Raw genomic sequence first — 7,275 nt, 5'->3', positions numbered from 1 at the left:
CGCCCTCGACCTCTATCAGCAGAACGACGACATCGACGGCCAAGCCAGCGCCTGGAACAACCTCGGCGTCGTCTGTCGAGACTTGGAGCGCCACACCGAAGCGAGCGACGCCTACCAAGCCGCCCTCGAGCTCTTCCAGCAGACCGGCGACACCCACGGCCAAGCCGTCGCCTGGAACAACCTCGGCGTCGTCTGTCGAGACTTGGGGCGACACACAGAAGCGATCGCAGCTGGGGAGAAGGCAGTCGCGATGCTGACTCAAGAAGAGGACTGGGCGCGTACCGGAGAAGCATGGGCCGAGTTCGCCACCACCCTGCACGTATCCGGCACCGAATTGCCCCAGGTTCGGCACGCATGGGAACAGTCCGCCACGGCCTACACCCGTGCTGGCGACGACGAAGAAGCAGCCAAATCCCGCGCGAACGCCGAGACCCACCCACCAGGCCCCTGACCACCTGCGCGCACGCGGTCGCGCCAATCCGCCGGTCGCCGTCCCCGGCCGACGGGTCGATCACGATGGGCTGCCTGCTGGCCTTGGCACCAGCGTGCGGTCTGGGGCGTCAGCACGCATGCGGGGCACCCGTGCCGCTCGTAGGCTGATGGTGCTCAGGGCTCTAGCGGAGGTCTGCCATGCCCCGAACGATCTGGAGTGGTGCGATCAGCTTCGGTCTCGTGACCGTGCCGATCAACGTCCAAGCTGCCACCGAGGACCATTCGATCCGCTTTCACCAGTACCACCTGGAGGACATGGGTCGGGTGCGGGTGAAAAAGGTGTGCGATCTGGAGGACCGCGAGGTCGCTCAGTCGGAGATCGGCAAGGGCTACGAGTACGCCAAGGATCAGGTCGTCGCGATCAGTGATGCGGATCTGCGGGAGCTCCCGCTGCCGACCGCGAAGGCCATCGAGATCGAAGCCTTCGTGCCACTCGACAGCATCGACCCGATCCGGATCGGCGAGGGCTATTACCTGGCGCCGGCCGGGCAGGTCGCGGCGAAACCGTACAAGCTGCTGGTGCAGGCGTTGGGTCGGTCGTCGAAGGTGGCGGTGGCGAAGTACGCCTGGTCCGGGCGCGAGAGGCTGGGCCTGCTCCGGGTGAGGGACGACGTGATCGTGCTGCATGCGATGCGCTGGCCGGACGAGATCCGCGACCCCGCCGAGCTGCTGCCTCCGCCGACGGAGGTATCGGATGCAGAGATTGAGGGCGCCCTCGCGCTGATGGAGTCCCTCAGCCGCGACGATCTGACGGGGCCGGAGTTCGAGGACGCCTACACCGACGCCATGGCGAAGATCATCGAGGCGAAGCGGGAACACCGCGAGCTCCCCGAGTCGCCGGAGCCCCAGGAACCGGGCCAGGTACTCGACCTCATGGCCGCCCTAAACGAGTCCGTCCAGCAGGCCAAGGCTTCTCGTGGCGAGGACGCCGACGTGCACGAACTGCCGAAGAAGGCCACAGCCAAGAAGACCACGGCTAAGAAGCAGCCGGCCAGGAAGGCAACGGCGAAGACCACGAAGAAGACGACCGCGAAGAAGACGGCACGCAGGCCGCGCAGTGCCTAGTCCAGCATCCCCAGGGCCGTATCGGGTTGGCATTGCGGGCAGGCCTTGACCCCGTCGGCGAGCGCGCGGCGGGCCTGGTCCCGGCTGATGGCGCGGCTGCGTTTGCCCGCGTTCCAGCAGTCGCCGGTGTGCACGTATACGGGTGCGGCGTGCCGGTTGAGTCCGAGTTCGATCAGCCACTCCGGTGTGGGCGGGCGGGCCTGAACGCCGTGCTGCCGCTCGCTCTCGCGGCGCTCTTCGTCGGCGATCCAGCGGCGAGTGCGCGCCAGGTCCCGTTCCTGCACGCGTTCCAGGAAGCGGAGCAACGCTAGTCGCGTCGGGACTGGATCGTTCACGTGTTCGATTCTATGATCACGGTGGCAATCTGCAATCCCCGAGGTCACCAGGAGGCGGCGTGGCCCGCGAGCGCATGACCCTGGCGGAACTCTTCCGGCGGCACAGGGTCGACCCGGACACGCTGCCCCACGCGCCACCATCGCCGCCGGACAGCCTGGTGCGCACGCGCATCACGCAGGCGCCGCCGAAGCCGTGTGCCGCCTGCGGCGAGGACAGCGCCACCGTCCGCGTGCGGGACTTCGGTGACGGCCCCCGCTGGGTTGATCTGTGCTGGGAGCACGGGTGGCCGACCATGGAGCCGGCGCCGAGGGTGCCCACCACACTGGAGGGCGCCCTCGCCGACCTTCGGGAAGTCGCCGCCGCACTGGGCCTCACAGTGCAACCGGTCAGCCCAGAGGAGTTCCAGGAGATGGCCCGCCGGGCGAGGAAGCGCCGTGGACAGCCCTGAGCGATTCCACCTCACCCACAGCGCTGGCGGCCGCCCGGTGGCCCACGGCTGGTGGTCGGAAGAAGCAGTGGCGCGTGGCAAATTCGTCGTGTGGGTTGGTCAGTACGGCTCCATCGCTGGTACGCGTATAACGCTGGTCGACGAGGCCGAAGCCCGCACGCTGGCCGTCTGGCCCGATCCTGAGTAGCTCTGTCAGCTCTCCCGCTGGGCGCGCCGCACGCCAGCCCCCAGAGTCGGCTACCACCGGCCCCCGGTCTGGGCCGTGGCCGTCCGCGAGAATCGCGGAGTTCAGGAAAGGGCTGCGGTGTCAGGGCTGGTCAGTCAAAGTGGAGGGATGCGTAACTTCTCCGTGCTGTCTGATGTGGAGTTTGAAAACCTGGTTGCCGACCTGCTGGCTTCACAGTTTGGGGTGCCAGTGGAGCGTTTCGCTGCAGGGCGAGATGGAGGAGTGGACCTGCGATGGCGGGGCGCTGCAGGGCTTTCTATCGGGCAATGCAAGCATTATCAGCGCTCAAATTTTTCGAAACTGCTGGCAGCCGCAGGACGTGAAGTCGCGAAGGTTGAAAATCTGGCACCCAGCTCGTATAAGTTCATCACCTCATTCGATCTTGCAGTGGGGCAGAAAAGCAAGATTTACAAGCTATTCGCTCGCTGGATGGATAGCCCTGACGATGTCATGGGTGGCGGCGACATAGATGGGCTCCTCACGTTGCATCCCAACGTAGAGCGAAGGCACCCGAAGCTATGGGTAACTAGTGGAATGCAGCTTTTTTGGGCAGCTCATTCCGACCTGTTGAACAGGGCGGAGGCGCTTAAGCAGCGCATTGAAAAATCGGTTCCACGGTATGTGGTAAATGAAGGCTACTCAAGGGCCCGCAACCTTCTGGAGGAAAACAATGTGTGTCTGATATCGGGAGTTCCGGGTATCGGGAAAACCATGCTTGCGCGTATGCTATTGGCGGAACACATCTCTCTGGGGTTTGAGCCTGTCGAAGTCTCCTCCGATATTAATGAGGCATGGACGGCACTAGAAAGCAGCAAGCCTCAAATCTTTCTCTATGATGACTTTCTGGGGCAGATTACTTTTAGTGAGAGGCTCGGCAAAAACGAGGACGCTCGACTTTCGGACTTGATTGAAAGGTTCTCTGACAGTCAGACGAAGAAGCTGATCCTGACAACGAGAGAGTACATCTTGCGCGATGCGCGGCTGAGTTACGAGCGACTGAGTGACCTGGAGGATAGGTTTCAATTCGTCCTGGCGCTCCGAGATTATAGCCGCCGAGACAAGGCGCAGATTCTGTACAACCATCTTTGGCACTCCGATCTGAGTTCAGAGTGTCTTCGCGAAATTGCAGACGGCGGTTATAAGAAAATTGTCGATCATGCCACGTATAATCCGCGCTTGATTGAATACTGCACCAGTAAGGCATTCGACCTGACCTCTACTGGATTCCCTGCGAGGGTGGTGGAAACATTCGAAAACCCTGAGAAGATCTGGCGAATAGCGTTTGATCGTCACCTGACACAGCCGCAGCGGCTGCTGCTGTGTGCCCTTTCCGGCCTGCCTACAGCAACAAATATCGAAGTAGTTCAGCGCGTACATGCGTCTTTGAGCCGTGAACTTTCAATCCCTGTCACGGAAGCCTCTTTCAAAGAGTGCCTTGAAGTTCTTGAAGAGACCTTTCTGTCAATTACTCGGTCGGATCGCCGAGAGACCGAAATTTCATTTATGAATCCGTCTGTCGCGGAGTTCACACTTGGGCGCCTCGCCGCCGACAGGACAGTCCTGCGCGGGTTGATAGCTGCGACGCCCTACTTTGACCAGGTGGCAGAGCTATTTCGTTACAGTGCTCAAGGGGGTGATCGACTTACGTTCTCAGCGGCCTTGGATGGTCTGGCTAGTGATGTTGCTACTGCACTTTCCCGTGCGCTATTGGGCCCCTCGGTTGTTTCTGCCGACGTGCCGTGGAAGCCGGACGGATCGATCGAGAGTCGGCTCATCTTCTGTTTTGAAAACCGCGAGAAAATACCTTTTGAGAGCACCTTCTTGGAACAGGCCACTGCTGCGATCGTCGAGAGATGGGAGCAGCGGCAGGGGAACAAGGTTGCGGGCGTGAAGCTGCTTCTCAAAATCGACTCCTCCAAGATGTCGCGTCTAGAAGGCGTCGCTCACGAAGTGTTGCATGAATGGTTGGAGGAAAGCCTCGATGAGGCCGAGGAATGGAATGCATTCCTCGATCACATGGTCATCTATCATAACCAGGAAGTGTTTGAGGATGAGGAGTTGGCTGGTCGGTTTGAGAACTTCATGGAAAGCGAGTTTAGCCGCTGGAGCCCCCGACCCCCCCATTTGGAGAGCCTGAGAGATATTGCTGAAAGTTTTGGCCTGGAAGACTTGATGGAGGCGATTGATGACGCATTGCGGGATGAGGGCGACTGGGAACGGGATGAGTCTTACAGCCCGTCACGGATTTCCCGTAATGAGCTAGGGTCTGATGCTGCTCTGCAAAACCTCTTCAGCAGGCTAATCGATAATTGAGAAGTCACTTTCGGCTCATGTTCGTCGCCCATTTCATCGATGTAGCCACGCCGGTCAGTCCCTCGGGATACTAAGAAGACGAGCAAGCGCGATGTATCGGAAGCCAGCCACGCCTGAGGTGGGAAAGTGCGGCCGGATAGGTGCGGAGCCGACCAGTCACCGTCGACCGCCGGACAGGCGGGCGCGGCGAGTCTTCATGGGGCACAGAAATTTCAGGCAGAGGCTTCCATGGCTGCGATCACAGCCGCAGTGTCGCCTCCGTAGAGGAGGTGAGGTTCGTCTGCCTGAGGCGGAATGAATCTGTTCCGGTACCTCTGAAGGTCGCTCTCTGAGAAGTAGATCGAGTTGGGGTCGTCCGCGTGGAACTCGTTGCGCTTGCTGATCCTCGCCCAGAGTTCATCGTGGCTGGCTGCGAGATAGACCAGTACCGGTATAGCGCCGGCGTCGGTGGCGATGGCTCGCCATTTAGCCCGGTCCTCTGGCGTCCAAAAGCCGTGGTCGACGACGACATCGTGTCCGGCCTTGAGCTGGTCCGTGAGTTCAACCGCTACGTCTTCGAGCACCGGCCGCTCAAGAACGGGGAATGTTCCTCGCGGGAAGTCCACGCCGTAGACCCCATGTCGGCGGTACATCTCTTCATCGGGGCACAGACGAATGAACCCGCGATCCGTGAGGGCGCGAGAAAGCGTGGTCTTGCCGGAGCCGGGGAGTCCGGCCATCAGGACGCAGAACGGTGGGCGTGTAGACATCGGTCTCGTCAGAGTCTGGGAGATGGCGGTCATCTCCGCTTCGGCTTCAGGAGTGAGCAAGCCGTCGCGGCGAGCGGCGAGCAGCGTGCCCATGCGGTCTTCGAGCACGCTCATGAGCGTGTCATCCATGGCCGTCACTAGGAAACCTCCGACTCCGTCCGCCACGTGCGACCAGGGCCTCCGAGGTCGACACCGTACTCCACGACGTCGCCCTCGCTGTTGATGAACTTGGCCGTCATCACGACCACGGGCTCTGTCGCCGGATTCTCGGCGTCTAGCTCCAAGAGCCGCGCGTCCTCCTTCGTCAACAGGCGTGCCGAGGCGGAGTCGATCCGGTGGGTGATGGGCAGACCCGTTGCCTTGGCAATGAGCTGGAGTGAGGTTCCTCCGGTCAGCCGCTCACTGTTCGCCAACTGGGGGATCAGCTTCCCGTACTGAGGCGGAATCCAAGACGTGCTATGCGCCACGATGCCGTGCCGGTCTCGGTACACCCGGCGTCGGCGGATGACGTCTGACCGAGGTTCGATCCCCAGGGCCTGGGCCACCTCCGGAGGCGCGGGCACCACTGCGGCCTCATGCGAGTCGGACCTTTCGCCTGATCCCCAACTAGATCCGGTACGGCGCCCTCGGTCCTGTCGCTGAGACCCCGAGGACATGGGAGCGGGCTGGTCAAGGACTTCCGTCCCGATCCCATGGATGCCCCGAACTAGGCCCTCATTGCGCAGCTTGCGCAACGCCTTCTCGGCCGTTGCGGTGCTGACGCCCCACTCCTCCGCGAGGTTCTTGATGCTCGGCAGCAGCGATCCCGGCGGTAGCTGGCCGGACGCGATCAGCTCCGAGTAGTGGGCGGCAATCTTCGCGTACGGCGCTCGATTGTCGGCCTGACCAGCCATTTCGCCAGCTCCCTCGTCTCTAGTTCCCTGCGGTTCCCTAGCTTACCGCTTGACACCGCATGGAACCCTAGGGAACCTTAGGGATGTGCCCGCCGGACAGAAACGGCCGACAGGCACCGGGACCCCGGTATGCCCGCAGCTCAAACGGGGGCGCACCGGCCCGGAGGTGCTTGAACGCTCGGAGGAAAGCCCGCGAGGGCGAGTACGAAGACAGCGTCTGTTGATTGGGAATTCAATAGAGATTCGTATTGGCGGGGCTCAGCCCCGTCCCCGCAACGGCCCGGGTGATGGCCCGGCGGCCACTTTGTGGCGAGGCGAACATGCCTTGCCCTCGCGTGCCAGCTCTGGATAGCACCCCTCGGGATCATCCTTTCCTCACGGGAGGTCAACCCGTTGGGTGCCACCTGGTGCGCGCCGCCCTGCTGGCGTCAGAGCAGTGACGATGACGCGCCCGACTTTCCCGGCTCGGGGCCGGTATGCCGTGGCAACGGCGTGCCGGTGAAGCCGTGTCCCTGCGATCTCGCGGGAGGTCGGTGTGAACCGACGACATACCTAGCGCCGCCGGTACGCGGACCGGTCGGCGGCGCCCGTTCAGCTCTCTGGTCCGCTTCCTGGTTTCGCAGCGCCTGACGCTGCGGCCGGCTGCCTCTCCCGCCCGTCCGCCCCTCGCACAGTGCGAGGGGCGGACGGGGGGGGGCGCGGGGTGCCGGGGGCGGGTGGTGCGGCCGGGGTCCAACACCAACGACCGAAAGG

8 protein-coding genes are annotated in these 7,275 nt (G+C 62.6%); 5 read left to right on the top strand and 3 right to left on the bottom strand.

Annotated elements, in window-relative coordinates:
* Both ACWC1K_RS46655 and ku read left to right on the top strand, forming a co-directional pair.
* On the top strand, positions 1-451 hold a 451-nt coding region (locus tag ACWC1K_RS46655), incomplete at its 5' end, for a tetratricopeptide repeat protein (RefSeq protein WP_450839853.1).
* A gap of 179 nt (positions 452-630) precedes the next feature.
* Positions 631-1,557 carry a non-homologous end joining protein Ku gene (gene ku, locus ACWC1K_RS46650; protein WP_450839852.1) on the top strand — a complete coding sequence of 309 codons (927 nt, stop codon included), beginning with the start codon at positions 631-633 and terminating at the stop codon, positions 1,555-1,557.
* Here the strand turns inward: ku and ACWC1K_RS46645 are convergent.
* Entirely contained in the window at positions 1,554-1,892 is a 339-nt protein-coding gene (locus tag ACWC1K_RS46645) for a DUF6233 domain-containing protein (protein WP_450839850.1), read from the bottom strand. The genes ku and ACWC1K_RS46645 overlap by 4 nt on opposite strands.
* A gap of 59 nt (positions 1,893-1,951) precedes the next feature.
* Between ACWC1K_RS46645 and ACWC1K_RS46640 the strand changes: the two genes are divergently transcribed.
* The 3 genes from ACWC1K_RS46640 (at position 1,952) to ACWC1K_RS46630 (ending at position 4,880) form a co-directional block, all read left to right on the top strand.
* On the top strand, positions 1,952-2,341 hold the full coding sequence (locus ACWC1K_RS46640; protein ID WP_450839849.1) for a hypothetical protein: 390 nt from the start codon (positions 1,952-1,954) through the stop codon (positions 2,339-2,341).
* Positions 2,328-2,528 (top strand): hypothetical protein, encoded by a 201-nt coding sequence (locus tag ACWC1K_RS46635; protein WP_450839847.1) that lies wholly within the window; start codon positions 2,328-2,330, stop codon positions 2,526-2,528. The genes ACWC1K_RS46640 and ACWC1K_RS46635 overlap by 14 nt, the downstream gene beginning before the upstream one ends.
* Before the next feature lie 147 nt (positions 2,529-2,675).
* Positions 2,676-4,880: an nSTAND3 domain-containing NTPase gene (locus ACWC1K_RS46630; RefSeq protein ID WP_450839846.1), complete on the top strand. Its 2,205-nt coding sequence runs from the start codon at positions 2,676-2,678 to the stop codon at positions 4,878-4,880.
* 212 nt (positions 4,881-5,092) lie between these two features.
* Here ACWC1K_RS46630 and ACWC1K_RS46625 read toward each other — a convergent pair whose 3' ends face one another.
* Both ACWC1K_RS46625 and ACWC1K_RS46620 read right to left on the bottom strand, forming a co-directional pair.
* Positions 5,093-5,743, bottom strand: a complete 651-nt coding sequence (locus tag ACWC1K_RS46625) for an AAA family ATPase (protein ID WP_450839844.1) — start codon at positions 5,741-5,743, stop codon at positions 5,093-5,095.
* A 23-nt stretch (positions 5,744-5,766) separates the two neighbouring features.
* On the bottom strand, positions 5,767-6,522 hold the full coding sequence (locus ACWC1K_RS46620; protein WP_450839842.1) for a GntR family transcriptional regulator: 756 nt from the start codon (positions 6,520-6,522) through the stop codon (positions 5,767-5,769).
* Positions 6,523-7,275 lie beyond the last annotated feature (753 nt).

It is taken from the genome of Streptomyces sp. NPDC001492, assembly GCF_053597275.1.
Note: the sequence above shows the minus strand (reverse complement) of the source record. Positions and strands in the feature narration are given on the sequence as shown.

Excerpts from the sequence above, each read along its gene's own strand:
- ACWC1K_RS46630 (WP_450839846.1), top strand. The coding sequence starts at position 2,676 with ATGCGTAACTTCTCCGTGCTGTCTGATGTGGAGTTTGAAAACCTGGTT.
- ku (WP_450839852.1), top strand. The coding sequence starts at position 631 with ATGCCCCGAACGATCTGGAGTGGTGCGATCAGCTTCGGTCTCGTGACC.
- ACWC1K_RS46625 (WP_450839844.1), bottom strand. The coding sequence starts at position 5,743 with ATGAGCGTGCTCGAAGACCGCATGGGCACGCTGCTCGCCGCTCGCCGC.
- ACWC1K_RS46620 (WP_450839842.1), bottom strand. The coding sequence starts at position 6,522 with ATGGCTGGTCAGGCCGACAATCGAGCGCCGTACGCGAAGATTGCCGCC.